This is a genomic window from Methanobacterium formicicum, from assembly GCF_029848115.1.
Taxonomy (GTDB): Archaea; Methanobacteriota; Methanobacteria; order Methanobacteriales; family Methanobacteriaceae; genus Methanobacterium; species Methanobacterium formicicum.
The window spans coordinates 5,001-22,500 of the sequence record NZ_JARVXG010000031.1; the positions used below are offsets into that span (position 1 = coordinate 5,001).

General features: G+C 37.5%; 19 protein-coding genes (2 of these 19 only partly in view). 8 read left to right on the plus strand and 11 right to left on the minus strand.

Annotated features, from left to right (window positions below):
* The 6 genes in view from QC759_RS02290 to cas6 are tightly spaced (at most 11 nt apart) and all read right to left on the minus strand, a layout consistent with a single transcriptional unit that may run on beyond the window.
* A protein-coding gene (locus QC759_RS02290; RefSeq protein WP_048071794.1) for a CRISPR-associated helicase/endonuclease Cas3 crosses the window boundary here: on the minus strand, positions 1 to 34 show its 5' portion. It extends 2,570 nt beyond the left edge of the window; the window shows 34 of its 2,604 coding nt (coding positions 1-34); the start codon lies at positions 32 to 34; the stop codon falls past the left edge of the window.
* Positions 34 to 873: a type I-B CRISPR-associated protein Cas5b gene (cas5b, locus tag QC759_RS02295; RefSeq protein WP_052659933.1), complete on the minus strand. Its 840-nt coding sequence runs from the start codon at positions 871 to 873 to the stop codon at positions 34 to 36. The genes QC759_RS02290 and cas5b overlap by 1 nt, the downstream gene beginning before the upstream one ends.
* 11 nt (positions 874 to 884) lie before the next feature.
* Entirely contained in the window at positions 885 to 2,075 is a 1,191-nt protein-coding gene (gene cas7i / locus QC759_RS02300) for a type I-B CRISPR-associated protein Cas7/Cst2/DevR (protein WP_048071793.1), read from the minus strand.
* A 1-nt stretch (position 2,076) separates the two neighbouring features.
* Positions 2,077 to 2,412 (minus strand): hypothetical protein, encoded by a 336-nt coding sequence (locus tag QC759_RS02305; protein ID WP_048071792.1) that lies wholly within the window; start codon positions 2,410 to 2,412, stop codon positions 2,077 to 2,079.
* Positions 2,413 to 2,423: 11 nt separating this feature from the next.
* Positions 2,424 to 4,136 (minus strand): hypothetical protein, encoded by a 1,713-nt coding sequence (locus QC759_RS02310; RefSeq protein WP_048071791.1) that lies wholly within the window; start codon positions 4,134 to 4,136, stop codon positions 2,424 to 2,426.
* Positions 4,133 to 4,864 (minus strand): CRISPR-associated endoribonuclease Cas6, encoded by a 732-nt coding sequence (cas6, locus tag QC759_RS02315; RefSeq protein WP_048071790.1) that lies wholly within the window; start codon positions 4,862 to 4,864, stop codon positions 4,133 to 4,135. The genes QC759_RS02310 and cas6 overlap by 4 nt, the downstream gene beginning before the upstream one ends.
* A 564-nt stretch (positions 4,865 to 5,428) precedes the next feature.
* On the opposite strand from cas6, the gene pyrH reads away from it, so the two are divergent.
* The 4 genes from pyrH to QC759_RS02335 all read left to right on the plus strand — a co-directional run bounded on the left by pyrH (position 5,429) and on the right by QC759_RS02335 (position 8,074).
* Positions 5,429 to 6,109 carry a UMP kinase gene (gene pyrH, locus QC759_RS02320; RefSeq protein WP_048071789.1) on the plus strand — a complete coding sequence of 227 codons (681 nt, stop codon included), beginning with the start codon at positions 5,429 to 5,431 and terminating at the stop codon, positions 6,107 to 6,109.
* Positions 6,110 to 6,215: 106 nt separating this feature from the next.
* Positions 6,216 to 6,416, plus strand: a complete 201-nt coding sequence (locus QC759_RS02325; protein ID WP_048071788.1) for a DUF2116 family Zn-ribbon domain-containing protein — start codon at positions 6,216 to 6,218, stop codon at positions 6,414 to 6,416.
* 382 nt (positions 6,417 to 6,798) lie between these two features.
* On the plus strand, positions 6,799 to 7,125 hold the full coding sequence (locus QC759_RS02330; protein WP_048071787.1) for a YbjQ family protein: 327 nt from the start codon (positions 6,799 to 6,801) through the stop codon (positions 7,123 to 7,125).
* A gap of 106 nt (positions 7,126 to 7,231) precedes the next feature.
* The gene (locus QC759_RS02335) at positions 7,232 to 8,074 is read left to right on the plus strand and encodes a heavy metal-binding domain-containing protein (RefSeq protein WP_048071786.1); all 843 of its coding nucleotides are present in this window, start codon (positions 7,232 to 7,234) and stop codon (positions 8,072 to 8,074) included.
* Between the two features lie 19 nt (positions 8,075 to 8,093).
* On the opposite strand, the gene QC759_RS02340 is transcribed toward QC759_RS02335, so the two are convergent.
* From QC759_RS02340 to QC759_RS02350, 3 genes are all read right to left on the minus strand, one after another.
* Positions 8,094 to 8,747 carry an ATP-binding cassette domain-containing protein gene (locus QC759_RS02340; protein ID WP_052659932.1) on the minus strand — a complete coding sequence of 218 codons (654 nt, stop codon included), beginning with the start codon at positions 8,745 to 8,747 and terminating at the stop codon, positions 8,094 to 8,096.
* Positions 8,737 to 9,432 carry an ABC transporter permease gene (locus QC759_RS02345; protein WP_052659931.1) on the minus strand — a complete coding sequence of 232 codons (696 nt, stop codon included), beginning with the start codon at positions 9,430 to 9,432 and terminating at the stop codon, positions 8,737 to 8,739. The genes QC759_RS02340 and QC759_RS02345 overlap by 11 nt, the downstream gene beginning before the upstream one ends.
* A 225-nt stretch (positions 9,433 to 9,657) precedes the next feature.
* Positions 9,658 to 10,176: a DUF308 domain-containing protein gene (locus QC759_RS02350; RefSeq protein WP_048071785.1), complete on the minus strand. Its 519-nt coding sequence runs from the start codon at positions 10,174 to 10,176 to the stop codon at positions 9,658 to 9,660.
* Positions 10,177 to 10,557: 381 nt separating this feature from the next.
* Here QC759_RS02350 and QC759_RS02355 point away from each other — a divergent pair, with 381 nt between their 5' ends.
* A complete protein-coding gene (locus QC759_RS02355) occupies positions 10,558 to 11,037 on the plus strand; it encodes a DUF308 domain-containing protein (RefSeq protein WP_048071784.1) in 480 nt (159 codons plus the stop codon).
* A 99-nt stretch (positions 11,038 to 11,136) separates the two neighbouring features.
* Here the strand turns inward: QC759_RS02355 and QC759_RS02360 are convergent, their stop codons facing one another.
* Both QC759_RS02360 and QC759_RS02365 read right to left on the minus strand, forming a co-directional pair.
* The gene (locus QC759_RS02360) at positions 11,137 to 11,988 is read right to left on the minus strand and encodes a potassium channel family protein (protein ID WP_048071783.1); all 852 of its coding nucleotides are present in this window, start codon (positions 11,986 to 11,988) and stop codon (positions 11,137 to 11,139) included.
* 125 nt (positions 11,989 to 12,113) lie between these two features.
* A complete protein-coding gene (locus tag QC759_RS02365; protein ID WP_048071782.1) occupies positions 12,114 to 14,096 on the minus strand; it encodes an FUSC family protein in 1,983 nt (660 codons plus the stop codon).
* A gap of 260 nt (positions 14,097 to 14,356) precedes the next feature.
* Between QC759_RS02365 and QC759_RS02370 the strand changes: the two genes are divergently transcribed.
* From QC759_RS02370 to QC759_RS02380, 3 genes are all read left to right on the plus strand, one after another.
* On the plus strand, positions 14,357 to 15,058 hold the full coding sequence (locus QC759_RS02370) for a DUF2238 domain-containing protein (RefSeq protein WP_048071781.1): 702 nt from the start codon (positions 14,357 to 14,359) through the stop codon (positions 15,056 to 15,058).
* Positions 15,059 to 15,467: 409 nt separating this feature from the next.
* Positions 15,468 to 16,322, plus strand: a complete 855-nt coding sequence (locus QC759_RS02375) for a metallophosphoesterase (protein WP_048071780.1) — start codon at positions 15,468 to 15,470, stop codon at positions 16,320 to 16,322.
* A 128-nt stretch (positions 16,323 to 16,450) separates the two neighbouring features.
* Positions 16,451 to 17,500: the beginning of a phage holin family protein gene (locus QC759_RS02380; protein ID WP_048071779.1), read on the plus strand. Its footprint extends 1,074 nt past the window's final position; the window shows 1,050 of its 2,124 coding nt (coding positions 1-1,050); the start codon lies at positions 16,451 to 16,453; its stop codon lies beyond the right edge, outside the window.

The following is a 17,500-nucleotide window of genomic DNA, read 5'->3' on the forward strand; positions in this document are numbered from 1 at the left end:
ATTTGGCCCGCAAAATATCAATTAACTCATTCATTACAACCACCCGAACTCTTCAGGTATTTTGAAGGTTAAATTCTTGTCTTTTATACTGTAATTTTCAATTTTTACTTCATCTTTAAGAAAAATAACTTGATCTAACCCTGTATACATGACAGTTTCAAATTCTGGCACTCTTTTAGTGGATTTAGTAATCTCTGCTTTGTTGGTAATCGAATTTTTCCCATTTTTGAATATTACTTTTAAGGGAATAGAATAAACTGGGAATTTTTCATTTTTAATTGGAAATTCTCTATTAGAACCATTATCTGCTTTGAGTTTGATATACGCAGGTTGTGTTAACCAAATATTTTTCTTTGCTATTTTTTCAGAAAAAGAGAAGTCCTCCTCAGAATAAACTCCTCTTAAAAAAATTATATCTTCGCTGCGCCCAAGATAAGGAATTTTACATGGATTTAATAAAGCTTTTTCAATCTCTTCAATCAATCCTTCTTCCCCTTTTAAGAAAATATGAAAATGACCATTAAATAATTCCTGTTGGAAAACTGGAGTTCTTTGAGATTTTATACCTTTGCCATACAATGGAAATCCCTGATTCCACAGTTTTAGTTCGCCATTATAATTCACAAGGTTAATTCCATCTTTAGATCCTTTGATTAAATTTTGATAGTTCCAGAAAAAACTCTCAAAGCCACCATGAATACTCACATTTAGATCATAAAAGTCTTCGTCGTAGTATCTTTCAGTAATGTTCTGTAACATCCCTATTATCGTGGATTTAGGAGGTAAAGGGTATGTTTGAGCGTAATAAAATGTGAAAGGGTTTCTATATTGGGCAAAAGGTTGGAATAATTCCAAAATAATTGTTTTTCCCATTTAAAAACACCTTATTCCCTTTTACCTTTAATATCTACAGTAATACTTGGATCTTTGAAGATTTTTACACATTCAGTTGATTTTTTCTGATCGAAAAGATCTTCGATTAAATTCAAAAGATTTTCTTCTGTAATTAACTCTGAGTCTCCACTTAAACCCTGAATTTCAAATTTAGGTTTACGGCTTTTTGTAGTCTTATGCCTAACCTTTACTAATCTTCCACCATTAGAAGTAGGAGTTTCCTCAATTTCATCATATTCCTCTTCTACATATTCATCTAAAAGAGTTATTTTGTCTTTGTAAGTTTGGTAAGGTTTATCTTTATAAACACCCATTATCAATAATTTAGGTGAAAGATCTTCTTCTCTACCTTTTATACTCCTTTTAAGATTTAAAATTGCTTTCAATAATTCAATGACTCTTTCTTTAACAGGATCATAGTCTTCTTCTTTTAAGGAATATTTAATCAAAACAAGATTATTTTCAAGTTCCGTTGAATCTAATTTTTCCACATTTGCAGATTGATTAACTTGATCAGATTCCTTTTTCTTACCTTTACCCTTTTCAAGTTCAACTGTCACAGTGCCATCAAGTTGAATCTCACTAATTTTCCATTTATCACCCTTAAAATTAATATCTGATCCTTTATTGACATAGACCTCAACTTCACCAATATTATCTACATCAACTACAACTGTATATTGATAAAAAGTTTCATGTTCTTCAGCAGTGAACGGATTTGGCTTCATGTCTCCAAATCTTTTCCGCATACGGTTGGCAAGTCCAAGATTAGCATTGAATAAAGCATCGTAATTAAATTGAGTCATAGAAACAGCATGATTTATTTTTACAGGAGCTGTCCTAAAGTTTTGAGGTGTTGTACCGGTGATTAAATACCCGAATAAGTCAAATTCAGGATATTCAATTATCTTACCAGACAATAAAAAATCAACTGCAGGCTGAATAACCTTTTTATCACCACTTCCGGCTGCTGTGAGATCTTCTCCTCCCGCTAACTTCCATAAACTCATATTTTTAGCAGTTTCCAACAAACTATATCTCAAAGCATATCTACTAACTAATGAATACTGCCTTCCATCCCATTTAGTTATTTTTTTAAGTTCCTGATAATTTCCACTGCCTTGATCATAATTAAGAGAGTTTCCATAAAATACAATATCCATAACAATATATCTTCCCATTTTAATTACCCCCATCTGATTTAACGGCCATTATTCCCATTATAATAGAATACGCAACATTTTCAAAGTTTTTTGAAGTTAAAGGATAAATTTCCTGTAATTTTTCAGCCAATTTTTTGACATCATAATCTGTTTTCTGAGTATTCAGTGCTCTTAAAAGAATAGAAAAAAATTCCGACTGATTACTAATTTTAGCAGTATTTAACAATTTATAAGCTATTTTTTGTCTATAGTTATCAGATCCCACTTTTTTAAAGACATTATTCGTATATTTTTTGATTTTCCATAGATCATCAGACAAAAGTGTGTTAGACTTTTTAGATTCCATATTTCCCAATTTAAAACCTCCTATAATAAACCAACAATCATCGCAAGAGCATAATTTTGCCAATTTTCTTCATTTTGGATTATATTATTAAAAATGTAATTATTGAGATGCTTAACAAGATTAGGATCCTTCTGAGATAATTCCAGGAAAGATTTCAGAAAAATATTCACAAAAACATGTTTATTCTGTCTTTTCATTGCAGAAATGAGATTATGAGTAATTTTTTCTTTTTTATTTTGAGAAAAAAGATTAGAAACATTTTTAGATGCTAAATTCATCAATTTATAACTCTCTTTTATTTGGAATACAACATCTTCCAGTTCTAAAGAAAAATATCGGCTAAAAATATCTCCTTTAGTATTTTTACCTAAAGACTTTATCTTAGCATCTACAGAAAGACTATACAAAATCGGTTTAATTGCTTTCTGACTTGTATTTTTATTTATCCGTAAAATAACGTTTTTAATGATATAAATGAACAGTGGCCTATTTTTAATGAATTCCTCAAGAACCCACACCCATTCAGAATTTTTACCAGTTTTATCTCCTTTAATCTGGAGATTTGAGTTTAAAGATGATCTTATGGAATCATCTAGTATTATTGTTGCTTGAAGCTTGGGAATACCAACATATTCAACATTTAAAAGTGCTTGTTGACTTATTCCCTCATATTCTATCAAGTACATGTTTTCAAGAGTAAAATAAGAATTTAATTCGCTAATTTCGTCAATTATTATACTCCATGTTAATTTAAAAATAGATAAACCTGTATCAGACCATATACTATCAATTTTTTTCTTCAATTTTTTGTTTATTTTATAACAAACGTTTAAATTAGGCGTATAAAAGAATATATTTTTTCTATACTCCCATTTAGAAATGTTTAAAAAAGGAAAAGGAAAACATAACAGGAATATGTGAGGGTTCACAATTATTCTGTTTAAATCTTCTAAATTGGTTGGTTTACCATAAAATACATTTGAAAATCCTTCCACTGAAAACATGAATTTAGAAATAGTTTTATCAAAAATTTTTCGATCGATTGTCTTATCTTCTTTTTTAACATTTAAATTGTAAATTAAGTCATAAAATATATCCAAAACTTTCATTTCGTTATTTTTTTTATTAACAGAGGTATTTAGAAAATATAAGTTTTGAAAAAATTGTTCTTCAAAGATTAATCCAATAAAATCTATTTTTTCAATTGATGTTTTTTTGTTATTAGAAAATGTTTTTTTAAGGAAATTATCTTTGTTAAAAAGATCAAAATTTTTCCTGAATTCGTATTTAATTAGTTCATTATAATTTAAAATCTTTTTATTCATTTCATCTGTTTGCAGCGATAATATTTCATTAGGATATTCTTTTTTAAAATTAATTGCCTTTTTTATTTTTATTTTTGATTTTGTAAATTTTTCATTAGTTTCTAAAGAAATTTTTTTCCCTTTTTTTAGTTGTGTTCTACTTAAAAATTTTAAAGATGTTTTTTTTATGTTATAAACCAAATAAGCATAGTATATTAAATCCTTAATTTCATGGTCTGAAAATTTATTTAGATAAACAATTAAATCATTGATATCATTAGGTAATTCATAAACATCTTCCATCACTTGAATAAACCCTAAAATCCCCGCATCAATAAACCAATTACCTGTAAATTGAATTTCTGGATTAATATCATTTCTTCCTTTAATTTTTATTTCTGAAACATTTTCACGATTTTCCACCCTCATAAAGCCATCACCATTCCAAAACCCATACTATTCCTTTCACCTAATCCACAGTCATATGCAAACTCTAAAAGTCTTTTATCAGCTTCTATCTCAAAACGCATATTGTATGCCTTCTGAAAAGTTTCTTGTTCGTCTTTTTTTATTCTTATTCTCTTTCGCTGCACTGAACTTTGTTCTGGAATTATTTGGACATATTCGTCTCCGTCATAGTCCCCATAATATGATTTATATTTGCGTATGAGATTTTTCTGAATGCCCGCATAGAATATAAGATCATGAGGATCAAGATCTCTTACCTTTATTTTTCCTTTTTGTTCTCGCTTTATTCTAGCAACAAGTGGAGATAAAGTCTTCATGTTCATCCTTTTTTTGAATTGAGGCTTTTTTAAGAGCTCAACTTTTTGGACTGATAATTTTGTATTCATGAAAATAACTTCAGGATCCTTTAGATATCCTTCAACCATGCTTTGTATTAAGTAGTCATTAGGTGAAGATATGAAAAAATGAAATTTGCCATCTTTTGAAATGATTCCTCCATTTCCACGCATCCTATTTGGAATATTCAGCTGTGAAAAAGTGAAAAACTTAAAATCCCTGGAAAAATGGAGTTTAGCTGCCAGATCAAGGTCAGCTATCTTACGATAAATAATAGCAGAAAGAATATGGTTGTAATTATAAGGAATTAAATAATTACCATTTTTTGAGGTCAAGCTAATTTTTAATCTCATAGCTCATACTCCACTATATTGTTGACTTATATAAATGTTAGTATCATTCCTCTATTAATTATGAAACAATCAGGAGGATGAACACTTGTTTAAAGTGGATGATTAACTCATCTCCTGATTCTTCACTGGAATCTGTATACTTTCAAGAATACTATTAAATTAACAATATATAAATGTATATGTTTTTCATTTACAATTAGGTGTTTTAATGTAAAATTGTAGTTGACATGTTGAAGAAAATTCTTGAAGAAATCCTGGTTTAAATAAGGATCTCACAGTCCGCTAAACTCAAAAAATAGTTAATATAACCTTTTTAACTTCATAATTTAGGTAGAAAACAGTTATTGGATTGAATATTTAAAATAATTTGAATAAGGCATTAAATAAGGGCCTTTAATTTTGAGATGGATAGAGACCAAACTGATCCTTTTTTCTGAAAATCAATAGCCGGTGAAGGTAACTCTAAAAAAACTAGGGGATTTTTTTTAATTAATTAATTTTTTTATAATTATATATGAGATCAGAAGTAGACTAGTACTGGATAAATTATCATTTGGTGATGTAATGCGTATAGTGATCACAATAGGTGGATCCATAATAATAAAGGACCACGATTATAAAAGATTTCAGGGTTATTCACGAGTTTTGAAGAGTATGGCCGAAGAACACCAGATCATGGTGGTAGTGGGAGGAGGCAGAACTGCCCGGGACTACATTAAAATTGCCAGGGATTTAGGTGCCTCGGAAGCCCTCTGCGATGATATCGGGATCGAGGTAACCCGACTCAACGCAAGAATCCTTATAACTGCCCTGGGGGATGATGCTTACCCTAAAGTACCTCATAACTTCGCTGAAGCCCTTGAATTCTCCACCACCGGCAGGATCGTGGTGATGGGTGGCACCGAACCAGCCCACAGTACCGATGCCGTGGGTAGCATCCTGGCGGAATTTGTGGGTGCCGATCTACTCCTTAATGCCACTTCAGTTGATGGATTGTTTGATAAAGATCCCCATAAACATCCGGATGCCCAGATGTTCCCGGAGATCACCCCCCGCGAAATGCTGGAAATGCTGGCGGATAAGGAGATGAAGGCCGGGACTTATGAGTTCCTGGATAAAACCGCCATACAGATCATCGGGCGGTCCGGGATAAAAACAGTCATTTTCAATGGAGAAAACCCTGAAAACCTTCAAAAAGCCCTGAATGACAATATTGGTACATTGATTGTGCCTAACACTCCATGATCCATAATATTATTCTTGCTTAAACTGTAGAATTGATTTAATTAAAAATATTAGAAAAAAGAGTTTAGATAGATTGAAAATAGCTTAAATAAGAGAGGTAATACTTATGATTGAACAACACAAACACTGCCCTATCTGCGGGAAACCCATACCATTAGATGAAAGGTTCTGTTCACCTACCTGCGAAGAACTCGCCCTGGCCAATCAGAAAAGAGTTAAGAAAACCAGGAGAATGCTCTACGTATTATTCGCAGTTTTCATACTGGTCTGGTTATTTTTCATGTTAAGGGGTCAGTTAGGATTTTAATAGATTAATTAATGCTTAATCTTTAGTTAATGATTAAAATCTTGTCAGAATATGGAATAGGCCGAATATGGAATAGAATATAAATAATCAATCAGGTAGGTCTGGAATTTTAAAAAATAAAACGTCGGACACCACCTGTACTTTTTTTTTTTAACTGATTGGGTTTAATTTGATCCTAAAATTGAAGGGGAACTCTAATTCAGTGATAATTTTTTGAATTTATTTTTAAATTTTTAAAAATCATCTGATTTTAAATGAACAAAAAAGCCATATAATGTTATCTGGCTTCAATTAATTTTAATAAAGAATATGCTAAAATATTAGTAATAAAGAAACTATCTACCACAGAAATAAGGACACTTATAGTAAGGAGGTTTTTTCCATGCTTGTTTTAACCACGCCTTCCATACAGGGAAAGAAAATTAACGAATATTATGGTTTAGTCACTGGTGAATCCCTTTTAGGGGCTAATGTTTACAAAGATATGTTTTCCGGGGTAAGGGATGTGGTGGGTGGCCGAACATCCGCCTATGAAGAAGAACTCAAGAAAGCTAGAGAAGTAGCCCTGGAAAGTATGAAAGAGAAAGCTGCCGATAAAGGGGCCAACGCAGTTATCGGAGTTCGCTTAGCCTACCATAACCTGGGGGGAACCATGGGGAACACCATCATGGTTACGGTCTTTGGAACGGCAGTTTCCTACGAGGAATAGATTAAAAAAAATCTATGGGGACTGAATTTAAAAAAAATCATCCTAATTTAAGTTAAAAAGTAAAAAATCATCCTAAGTTTAACTCCAAGTATTAGGAAGGGATAGATTGCCAATATCGATTATAAAGTTTCTAAAAGATAAACGCTGGGCATTTGCCGCCATACTCATAGGTTTTGCCGTGGGATTCCTATCTGCTTTACTGTGTGTGGTATGGCAACTGAAGATATTCGGCTTTAACATACTGTTCATTGTATCTCCCTTGGTTGCTGGTTTTGTGGAAACATTGATAGCCCAACGCATGTACGGTAAAAGTACCGGAGCAATAAGTGCCCTGTTAATATTCATATTTATAAATGCCTACGCCTGGCTTTTCCCCCAGGACCCCATTGTTATCAACTTCTTCACCCTGGGTGGTTTGGCCCTGATGATACAGGCGGCATTCCCCATACTCATCAACTACCTACTTTTTGTTGTATTTCTGGGCATATTAACCTATATTATAGGATATGTGGGAAACTTACTGTCCAAAGCCATGAACAAAGTTACCCGGAAAACCCCTGAACCCGAAGCAGAGACTGATATTGGTGATCAGTCTGGAGACCTGTTGAAAAGTCCTCAATTAGGTTTTATGGATGACCTGGAAGTCCCCCTGGTATCCATACCCCACATGACTGGTGGCCAGATCACCAAACACCTGGGACTGGTAACGGGAGAAGCAATGGTAGAAGATGAGTCAGAAGGAAATTCCCGCCTGCCAAAAAAACCAAAGATTGATGGCATGAGCTTAAACAAAGCTAAAGAAACCGCAATCCTTCGAATGTTGGATAATGCCTACGAAATGGGTGCTAACACCGTGGTTGAAGTTTTAATTGATTATAACTCCATCGGGGGTTTGCAGGGCAATGCCATAATAGTCACCGCCACCGGAACCGCGGTACAGTATCAATAGCAATTCCAGATACATGAATTCAGGGATAGGATCGAAGCACCCCGTATTCAAGCATATAACTCTTATCAAAGAAGTTATGCAGTGAACTCTGGCTGCTGGTCAGGAGTAGGGTGGCATCGATTTTTCCTAAAAGTTCCAGAAAATTCGCAGTGGCCTCCCGGTCCAGCTCGGCAGTTGGTTCATCAGCCAGTACAATAGCAGGATCATTAACCAACGAACGGGCCAATGTAACCTTTTGTACTTCTTCAGGGGACATATCACTGGGGAACCGGTCCCACTTATCCACATGGGCTTTTTCCAGTAATTTTCCTGCTTTTCCCTCATCAGGTGAACTCATGGGGAGCATCACATTCTCCAGAATGTTGAGGTAGGGTAAAAGATTGGCCCTGCGGAAAATAAAGCCAATTTCATTTCTAATCATAAGGGAACGTTCACTATCGTCCAGGTCACTAGTTGGGACTCCTTTAATGCAGATTTTCCCTGAACTGGGGGTCTTGATAAGGCCTGCAAGGTAGATCAGGGATGTTTTACCTGCGCCGGAAGGACCGGTCACCAGGGTGGATGAGTCCGGAGGGAGTGAAAAAGATAAATCTTTAAGGGCAGTTACCTCGGCGTTTTTACGGTGGTAGACTTTACTTACCTGGTTAAAGGCCAGAATACTTTCAGTAATCACAGAGAAGAGCCTCCTCTACTCTTATTTGGGAGGTGAACCATGCCGGGTACAGGCCGAGAATGAGACTGAGCAGGGTGGTGATGGCAATGGTGCCCACGAACAACCATAAAGGGAGCACATTGAACAGATCCGGTGCGAAAAAAACTGATATTAACCAGATACCCAGAGTTCCCATAATAACTCCGACAATGGATCCTATAAAACCTAATAAGCCAGATTCAAGGGTGCAACTAATGAAAATTTCTCTTTTTGTAAAGCCCATACATTTAAGAAGTCCGATCTCCCTTCGACGCTCGGAAAGGTTGAAACCCATCGTGTTCATAATGCCTAACACTCCAATTAACAGGGCCACGCTGGCCAGCCCATCTAACAGGTAAACCAGGTTGACTAGTAATCCCTCTAAACGGCTGAAGAACTGGTTTTCAGTGATTGAACTACCTAAAAATGAGTTTATATAGTTAACTGCCGATGATACCAGGTTGGACTGGTTATCTGCGGTTGTGCTGGATTGTACTCCTATTTTTCCACTGGATGGTCCTGATTTTTCTAAAAAACTGCTTATACCCAGCCCGGAGCTTACCAGGATCAATAAAATGATGACTCCCAGGGAAATTCTTAAAACGGTTGATAGATTACGCAGGCGGTTACGGCGTAAATTTTTCAAGGATAAAGTGTATATTCCCATTAAAACCAGCTCATAATTAAAAATGGATGTCCTGCCATTTAGGAGAGTTAATCCCGATTTTTTTTAGAAATTTTATTTTTTCCCGATATAACGTCATTGGGGGTTTTAATATTTATGTTTTTTATAGAAAATAAATAAGGTTCTTTTATAGAAAATAATGGAATCCTTAAAATTAATGAGATCATTTTATGGAAAATAAAAGGGGATGAGGCTTGTTTATTTTTGTTATTCGGATGTTTCGGCTTCAACTTCTGCTGCCGGTTTAAATATTTCAAATATTCCACTGATTATTAACCAGATACCAATTAATATTGCGAGGTAGAAGGGATTCCAGGCATATAATCCTAAAATTATGTATATGATACCCATTAAAATTCCCAGAATACCTACTCCCTTGGCTGATCCTCCTTCTCCGGTAAACAAGGTGATCACACCGGACATGAAGAGGAAAAATCCTGCTAAATAAAGTATAAAGCTGGCTAAGAAACTCAATTCAGTTATACTTCCTACCAGTCCTATTCCGGCTATTATGGCAATAATTCCCAGGATTATGTTGAGAACACTGGTTCCTTTACTGATTTTCCATCCTGAAAATCCTTGAACCAGGAACCAGACACCTAAAGCAAGCACTCCCAGCCCGGCCAGGATACTGAATGTGTAAACGCTTATTAATGGGAATGCAATCACTATTAAACCTAATATTATTGCTACGATTCCTAATGCTACATTTTTGCCTTCGGCCATATCAATCAAACCTCCCTACGGTTGGTTACAAGCCCCATACACTTTCATCTTGTGTGACTACTTAATAAGTTTTTCTAGGTGATAAATAAACCAGCGGATAAATTTCACTAAGGTACTGGTTCGTGGAATGGAGTTAATTTAGTCTAGCCTTGAATTATCCAAAAAATCTGGTGCTGATTCTGGAAACTAATCCCGTGATTGGTCTGTTCCAATAATCACAAAATAAAATCTATTCATAAACTCCAAAAAAAATTTATAGGAGATTTAAACCTGTTTTTTAGGGTAAAAATGTTCATTTTAAATAGTAATATATTTATACGTTCGCAGATAGATTATAACTGGTTAAACATTGATTTAACTAAAAAGAGATGGAGGGTTTTGATGAAAAATACTGTATTGGGTATTTTAGCAATAATTCTTGGTTTAATTGTTTTAGCATTCCCACTGGCAGGTCTTGTGGCTGCAAGTGTGCTGACCGGATTTGTAGTATTGATGATTGCGGTATGGCTTTTAATTGTGGGTGGATCCCAGCTGGAAGTCAGTAAAAAGGCGGGGATTATGAACCTTATCCTGGGTATAATAGTCCTTATTGTGGGTATAGGCCTCATTTTCAGCCCAGCTTTATTCGCATTCCTGGCTGGATTCTTACTGTACCTGGCAGGTATATTCATGATAATAGCGGGAATCATATCTCTGGCGTCCCGTAACGAATTTAAAAATGCCACCTGGGCTGGTGTACTGGGAATAATACTGGGTCTTCTGTACATTATTCTGGGAACATTTGCCTTTGACCCGGTCTACCTGGGAGTCTTAATCGGGGTCTGGCTGGTAATCAATGGTATCTTTGCTTTCCTGGAATAAAAAGGACCATTAACAGTTAAAGCCATAAAAGAATTAAAAAAAGGTTTAGGAAATATTTAAACATATTTCCCACTATTATTTTTCTTTTAATGTCGGGAATTATTCTTTAATCTCTCTCAGCATGTTTTTAATTTCAGTTATTTCCGATTTAATTTCATTTATCTCAGTTTTTATTCCTTTAACATCATCTTCTTTAGCCATTTGAGATTCTAAATCGTTCACTGTGTCATCAATTTTCGCCACGTACTCCACACTCTTCTGGACGATTTTTTCCCGATCTTCACGTAGTTTATCCATTAATGAGGAAGTTGTGGCTGCAGTTAACAGGCTGGAGATACCTATTGCACTGACCATGGCAATTATCCCCACTACACGTCCCCAGGAGGTGATGGGAACCACATCTCCGTAACCAACCGTGGTGATGGTCTGCACCACGTACCATATTGAATCCTCAAAGGTGGTAACTTCGGGGTTAACTCCGTGTTCAATTAAAAAGAACATCACTGAACAGAACACCAGTACCACCACGAAGAAGGCAAAACCGTATACCAATCTACTTTTGGTGACAAACCGGTCTACTGCTTTACCAACCTGGCGAGCGGCCATTAACAGGGTTACCACTTTAATCAGTGCCAGAATTTTCAGGATGGGGGAAGCTTCATCAATCCCCAGAAGAATCAGGCCGAGGAAATAGAAGGGTATAACCGCCAGAATACCATTCCAGTTTTTCTTCAAATAACTTTCCTGGGGTCCGGTTCTCCGGTGTTGGACCCAGTATCCAAATATAAGTAGTGCACAGGTTACTAAATCCAGATAAGCAATATTAGAATAGGTATCTGGTCTTAAGGGTAGGAAAACGCTGATAAACAGAAGGAAATTATCCAGAAATATGAAGACCATGAGAATTATTTCCAGGACAAGTTCCAGTCTATATTTCAGCTTACCATTCATGATTTCAACTTATAATTACCGGCAAATATTTTTTTCGATTATAAATTAATCCTTTAAAGTCCAGTTGGGTTTAAGTAGGTTCACGTGATGTGAACTTTTAAACTCATTTATAACCCCGCAGAAGATTAACTCAGGTCACGGTACCTTTTCCAGATTCCAGTGCGGTGGCCCAGTTCTACTTCTTCCTGAATTAATTCCACATCGCTGGTGATCCAGTCCAGATACATCTCCAGGTCAGGTGTTAACCCTTCTCCTTTAGAATGAGATGTCTTGATTTTCGTGGGAGGCAGTACAACATTTTTATCCACGGATAAGGCCATGTGGGCGAGAACATCCATCAACTGTTCTTTAAAAGTGGACAGATCAGGCCATGATTCACCGGATTCCATTAAAGTTGCCAGAGCAGATATATCGGCGGTTAATTTCTTATTAACTGCTTCCATATCCTTATAGAATAAAACATCATCCTCCACATCCTTAAAAGTATCATTAACCTTTTTAATGGCTGATTCAAGGTTCTTTTCCTCTAACATGTACTTCCTGAACTGTTGAACTGCCTTTTCATGCTGGTAAACCATCCCTTCACTAGGGATAACTGTTTCCAGGTATTCCCGGTTGGTACGAATGGTCCGGGCAATCTGTTCGGGTAGGTTTATGGCCATTCTGCTGGGGAAGATAAGATATGCGCAGAACAGTGCTAGAACAGCACCTATGGATATGTCAATTAGTCTGGCCACTGCATTTCCAAACACAGTTCCTGTGGGCCAGAGCAGGACTACAAAAATGGTAATAGCCATTATAGACAGGCTCATATAATTGGGATAGAAGGCCCGGAAGAAGAAGAGCATTATAAATGCTATCCACACCAGTATCTGGTGGGGAAAGATGAATCCCAGTATAATTGCCAGAATTATTGCTATAAAATTGAATGAAACCCGTGAAATCATGTTGTTCACTGTACTGGTCACATCGGGTTTGATGATTATTAGAATTCCCATGGTTATCCATATAGCACTGCGTTCGTGGGTCAAATATACTACCGCAAGCCCCAGGGTCATGGCCAGGGTAAAACGCAGAGCATGGCGTATGTACATATTGTTAAGATTGAAGTTGGCTTTCAAAACTTCCTGCAGAGATCTCCGGGGTGCTCTTATGGACTTTTTTAGGGAGGATGTTTCTTCTTCTGCTAACAATTTATTGGCCCGGGTGAGCAGGCTTTTCATACTTCTAGCTACATCCAGGACCGCATCTCTACTCCTCTCTTCTAGGGGACCTGTTTCTTGTAACTCCACCATTGTTTGGTCCAGGGGGGATAGATCTATCCCCTCCTGTCGGGTGGTGATGCTGTGGGCAACCTTCTTACTACTGGTGTTGGTAGTTTCTAGGAATCTCTGGAAAATTTCACCAAGGTTTCCTGACAAACGGGACGAAACTAACTCTGCATAACCCATGAATCCATTGAGATATGTTCCTATTCTGAAAAGTTCATAGTCTCGGGGAGAAAGAAGAATACCGGACAAAGCTTGGCGGATAGATAGAGTTTTTTCCAGGGATGTTTCGGGATCAAAGGGTGATGCCACCATATAGAGAAGATCATCCCGGCGGTGAATCAGCTTGGGGATGAATAGGATGGAGGCAACCAGGTATGCTAAAATTATGTATAACCCCCATTCGAGGGGAGAAGCAGTAGTATTGACCAGTAAAACCGAGATGAAGTAACAGGTGAAGATCATAAAGCCCATTGTTCCTGTGGTTTCCCCAAATATGTACAGGGATAGGCTGAAAAAAGCCCAGATCACTGTAAAAAATAAAAAGATGGGAAGACTGGAAAGGGCTAGGGAAGAACTCACAAAGGCCAAAAGCGTCATTATAAATCCTACCATGGCCAGGGGGACGATTTTGTTCAGGGGAAGTGGTAGGTCAATGATTATGGTGGCCACCAGGGTGGTGAACATGACGGCACTCACTCCCTTATCCAAACCCAGATATTTGGCTAAAAAAGCGGCCAAGACCATTAAAACTATGGATTTAGCTGCTTGTTTCCATAAGGGACTACCACTGGGTTTGGATAATATTTTTAACCTTCCGGAAAAACCCTTCTTTTTCATGCACTAACCCTCCCATATTTAAACTACCCAGAATAATTTTGCAATAATTTTTATGGTAACCCTAATTATTAGCAGAGGTTCTAAATTGTTAACATCTAATATCTAAGATAATCTTAAATTGCAGTTTGATCCATTACCTATTAAAACATTGTCAGAATATTCAACTTCAGTTACCTTAAGGTAATAATAAGTTGGAATTGGGGGAAGTAAAGTTCCGGGAATTGATAGTTAAGGATTATTCAAGTGTAAAGGGTGAATGAATGAGCTTTTTAAATCCAGATACTAATACAAATCAATTAGAACGCAATTTATTGCGGATCATGCGCATATTCCTTTTAGTGGCTGGTGTCTACATCACCCTCTTCGGAGGGGTGAATGGTTCTGAACGAATATTTGGAGTGATGATACTGGTAGCCCTCACCATAATCAATGCCCCCGCCATTTTCACAGGCAACAGGATACGTGTCCTGCCTGTGGAAATAGAACTTTTACTACTGGCCATGGTCTTGTTTGAATTGGTGGGAGGAGATGCCTTGGGATTGTACGTTAAACTTCCTTATTATGATAATTTCATGCACTTCATGCTCCCCTTATACATAGCGCTCATTGGAATGATGCTGGTATATACCATGTACCATTTCGGTAGACTGAAAGCTACCTTCCTGGAGATGGCTATTATTATAGTCATAGTAACCATTGGACTGGGAGGTGTTCTGGAAATGGGAGAATACACTTACGATAAATATTTAGCCAGCGGTCCACTGGGACAGATCACTGGAAATACCCAGATGCAGGGTTCACCAACTCAAGATCCCCTGGATGACACCATGAACGACTTATTCACCGATACTGCAGGGGGAATTGTAGGGGCGCTAATAGGGGTGCTACTCATTAGGAGAGCAGAGAGGAGAGGGGGGCATTGGAAGATAGCTGATGAAATAGAAGATATGATACAGGAGTAAACCTTCAAATTCATCCTAAAAATGAAGTTCATCCTGATTTCTGGTAATTGGGATAAGATGGCCAATTTGGGTTACATTTTTCAGGAAATCACTGTTTCAAGAAATTTTATATACAGTACACACCAAAGATCAATGCGTAAATTACAATATCAATCCTATTATTAATATTAACTGTAAATCTAGTTTAATTCAGTAATTTGGCGAATATTTCCCCATGAAAAGCCGGAAAACTTGATCAGAGCTTTACTCAGAATCGAGGAATCAAGGAAGTGGAGATGGAAATATCAAAAAAGAGATGGAACTATCAAAAGAATTCCACTCTCCCCATTACAATATCAAAAAAATTTGTACCGGCAAGGGAATACCCAAACTTTCACCGGGCAAATAGGGAAGTAAAAGGAATAGTCCCATGACAGAAAAGGATCCCAACGGCATGAAATACCGGCAGAGGTTACAGCGGGGAATGACGCGCTGGCGTCATATTGTAGGTAACCCCAACTTCAATCACCAGGACTTCCAGCTGGAACAGGTGGAAGTAACCATACCCGGTCTTGACCCTGCCTTTGATAATTATCGCCTGATAAATCTTTCCGATATACATCTGGGTCAGTGGATCACACCGGAACATCTAGAGGGTGTGGTGGATCTGGTGAATAAAGAAAAACCTGATTCTATAACCATTACCGGTGATTTTGTTTCCTACATCCTGGATGATGTGGCTCAGGACCTGGAAAGATCCCTTAAAAAGTTAAAACCTAAAGAATATTCCCTGGCTGTTTTGGGCAATCATGATCACTGGTTAAGCGCAGATAGAATAAGAAATATCTTGCACCGATGTGATATAATTGATGTCAGTAATGATTTTTACACTATACAACGTGATGAAGCTCTGCTCCACGTAGCGGGAGTGGATAGTGTGATGTTAGGCAAGCACCGTCTGGACCTGGTGATGGAAAAACTCCCTACTGATGGACCAGCCATACTCCTGGCCCATGAACCTGATTTTGCCGACATCAGCTCAACCACAGGACGTTTCAGCCTGCAGATATCCGGACATTCCCACGGGGGCCAATTTTTAATACCTGGTCTGGGAACATTCATCCGCGGTCCCCATTTCCTGAAATATCCGGCAGGGAAATACATGGTGGGAGATATGGTTCAGTACACCAGCCGGGGTCTGGGAACTAATATATTCTGGTTACGGATCAACTGCGACCCTGAGATCACGGTGTTCACTTTAAAATCTCCTGAAGGTGCAAAGTAAATATTGAAGTTGATTCAATTCTTAACTATCAAGTTGATAGTCCCTTAGGTTGATCTATCCATAATTCCCTGGGTTGATCTATTCCGGTGGGGAACTTAAAGGTTAATAAATAAATAGGGAGGATCCAGATGGATAATGGGGAAAAACAGTCATCAGAGTGGTACAACAAGGTTCAGGATCATTCTAGATTCTACTGGTTGGGACGGACCCTAGTTATGTGGTTCGGTGGATTTTTAGGGTTCATAATCATAGACCATCTAGCACTGGGCCTGTATTTTGATGATTGGGTCACGGCCTTTCTGGCTGCGGGACTGGTGGGGATTTTAAATGCCATTTTCTGGCCAATCTTAGCCCGAATATTGTTGCCCTTCATGGTATTTACCGTGGGGATAGGTGCTTTACTTTTGAATGCCCTTCTAATATGGGTAGCCAGTGATTTGATGGGAGGATTCACAATTGAAGGCCCGGCCTTAATACTGACCCCCATTGCCATGGCCGCAGTTACTGCCGTGTTATCTGCTATTTTAACCATTGATGATGATGCCACCTACTACCGGAATGTTATTCGGAAAATAAAAAAAGGAAAAATCAAATTCCAGGATAAACCAGGAGTCATATTCCTGGAAATAGATGGTCTTGCCTTTAATATTCTAAATGAAGCCATAGAAAAGGGAAACATGCCCACCCTTAAAAAGTGGTTGGAACAGGACACTCATAAAGTGATACCCTGGGAAACTGACCTGTCCAGTCAAACTGGTGCCAGCCAGGCCGGGATACTCCATGGGAATAACAGTGACATCCCAGCATTTAGATGGGTGGAAAAGGATAAAAACAACAAAATAATGGTTTCCACCGGCCTGTCCGATGCACCCTTAATTGAAGAAAGAATATCTGATGGGAATGGACTTTTAGCATGCCACGGTGCCAGCCGAACCAATCTCTTCTCCGGTGATGCCAGTGATGTTATCTTCACTTACAGCCAGCTTAAAAATCTGGGAAGATTCTACACCCGGGCTTGGTACTATGTATATTCCTATCCCTCAAATTTCGCCCGTATAGTGGCTTTATTCCTGTGGGATGTTCTGTTAGATTTTTCCTCCCAGCTGGTGCACTGGATAAAAAATATCCAGCCCCGTATAAAACGAGGACTGATCTATCCCTTTGTAAGGGCCGGTGCT

Bases quoted from the DNA above. Each gene is read 5' to 3' on its own strand.
- cas5b (WP_052659933.1), bottom strand. From the start codon at position 873: ATGGGAAAAACAATTATTTTGGAATTATTCCAACCTTTTGCCCAATAT.
- cas7i (WP_048071793.1), bottom strand. From the start codon at position 2,075: ATGGGAAGATATATTGTTATGGATATTGTATTTTATGGAAACTCTCTT.
- QC759_RS02310 (WP_048071791.1), bottom strand. From the start codon at position 4,136: ATGAGGGTGGAAAATCGTGAAAATGTTTCAGAAATAAAAATTAAAGGA.
- cas6 (WP_048071790.1), bottom strand. From the start codon at position 4,864: ATGAGATTAAAAATTAGCTTGACCTCAAAAAATGGTAATTATTTAATT.
- pyrH (WP_048071789.1), top strand. From the start codon at position 5,429: ATGCGTATAGTGATCACAATAGGTGGATCCATAATAATAAAGGACCAC.
- QC759_RS02325 (WP_048071788.1), top strand. From the start codon at position 6,216: ATGATTGAACAACACAAACACTGCCCTATCTGCGGGAAACCCATACCA.
- QC759_RS02330 (WP_048071787.1), top strand. From the start codon at position 6,799: ATGCTTGTTTTAACCACGCCTTCCATACAGGGAAAGAAAATTAACGAA.
- QC759_RS02345 (WP_052659931.1), bottom strand. From the start codon at position 9,432: ATGGGAATATACACTTTATCCTTGAAAAATTTACGCCGTAACCGCCTG.
- QC759_RS02350 (WP_048071785.1), bottom strand. From the start codon at position 10,176: ATGGCCGAAGGCAAAAATGTAGCATTAGGAATCGTAGCAATAATATTA.
- QC759_RS02355 (WP_048071784.1), top strand. From the start codon at position 10,558: ATGAAAAATACTGTATTGGGTATTTTAGCAATAATTCTTGGTTTAATT.
- QC759_RS02360 (WP_048071783.1), bottom strand. From the start codon at position 11,988: ATGAATGGTAAGCTGAAATATAGACTGGAACTTGTCCTGGAAATAATT.
- QC759_RS02365 (WP_048071782.1), bottom strand. From the start codon at position 14,096: ATGAAAAAGAAGGGTTTTTCCGGAAGGTTAAAAATATTATCCAAACCC.
- QC759_RS02370 (WP_048071781.1), top strand. From the start codon at position 14,357: ATGAGCTTTTTAAATCCAGATACTAATACAAATCAATTAGAACGCAAT.
- QC759_RS02375 (WP_048071780.1), top strand. From the start codon at position 15,468: ATGACAGAAAAGGATCCCAACGGCATGAAATACCGGCAGAGGTTACAG.